This window comes from Streptomyces sp. NPDC013157 (genome assembly GCF_042899865.1).
In the GTDB taxonomy this organism is placed as follows: Bacteria; Actinomycetota; Actinomycetes; order Streptomycetales; family Streptomycetaceae; genus Streptomyces.
On sequence record NZ_JBIBAK010000044.1, the window covers coordinates 1 to 1,393 of the forward strand.

Annotated in this window: 1 protein-coding gene; it reads right to left on the reverse strand. The window is 65.0% G+C overall.

All coding sequences use genetic code 11. From position 1 onward, the window contains the following. Nucleotides 1-40: 40 nt before the first annotated feature. Nucleotides 41-1,246, reverse strand: a complete 1,206-nt coding sequence (locus ACFY6U_RS52140) for an IS256 family transposase (RefSeq protein WP_390050210.1) — start codon at nucleotides 1,244-1,246, stop codon at nucleotides 41-43. Nucleotides 1,247-1,393 lie beyond the last annotated feature (147 nt).

Sequence of the window (1,393 nt, forward strand, 5' to 3'; positions counted from 1 at the left end):
CGGGTGTGTCAATTTAACGGCTGATCTTGGTTGTTGGTGGTCAGTTGTTGCTCGGGGTCAGGCGGCCTTCGAAGGCGATCTGGAACGCGTTGAGGGGTGCTTTCCAGCGCATGGTCCACCGCTTGCGGCCCTTCCCGGTCGGGTCCAGGCTCATCAGCGCCATGTAGATGCACTTGAGGGCGGCGGCCTCGTTGGGGAAGTGCCCGCGGGCCCGAACGGCCCTGCGGATGCGAGCGTTGACGCTCTCGATCGCGTTCGTGCTGCAGATGACCCTGCGGATCTCGACGTCGAAGGAGAGGAAGGGCACGAACTCGGCCCAGGCGTCCGACCACAGCTTCACGATCGCCGGATACTTGCCTCCCCACGCTTCCTGGAACTCCAGGAAGCGTTCCGTCGCCGCGTCCTCGCTGGGCGCGGTGTAGACGGGCTTGAGGGCCTTGGCGACGTTGTCCCAGTCCTGACGGGCGGCGTAACGGAACGAGTTCCGCAGCAGGTGAACCACGCACGTCTGGACAATCGTGCGAGGCCAGACGGTCTCCACGGCCTCGGGAAGTTCCTTCAGCCCGTCGCAGACCAGCATGAGCACGTCGTCCAGGCCGCGGTTCTTCAGCTCGGTGAACACATGCAGCCAGTACTTGGCACCCTCGCCTCCGTCGCCGGCCCAGATGCCGAGGATGTCACGGGTGCCGTCCACCGTCACCGCCATCACCACGTAGACCGGACGGTTCGCGACCTGCCCGTCCCTGATCTTGACGTTGATCGCATCAACGAACAAAACCGGGTAAACGCGGTCGAGGGGTCGGTTCTGCCATTCGGCCATGCCCTCCATCACCTTGTCGGTGATGGTGGAGATGGTCTGCTTGGACACCTCGGCCCCGTAGACCTCGGCCAGGTGGGCAGCGATCTCGCCGTGCGTGAGCCCCTTCGCGGACAACGACAGAACCATCTCATCGACCCCGGTCAGCCTCCGCTGCCGCTTCTTGACGATCTCCGGCTCGAACGTGCCCGAGGTGTCACGCGGGACCTTGACCTCGACCGGCCCGACGTCGGTCAGCACGGTCTTGGCCCGGCCCCCGTTGCGGGAGTTGCCACTGCCCCGGCCGGCCGCGTCGTGCTTCTCGTAGCCGAGGTGATCAGTGATCTCACCTTCCAGGGCAGACTCCAGGACCCGCTTGGTCAGCTGCTGCAGCAGCCCACCCTGCCCGGTCAGCTGCAGCCCCTCCGACCGGGCACGCTCCACCAGCATCGCGACCAGCTGCTCATCGGACACAGGCGCAGGCTGCCCGGACCGGGCACTCTCGACAGGCTCCACGGTCTTCAACTCCACGGCGGTATCAGTCACTTGACGTCTCTCTCATGATCGTCAGATCCGCCGTTAGATTTACACTCCCGG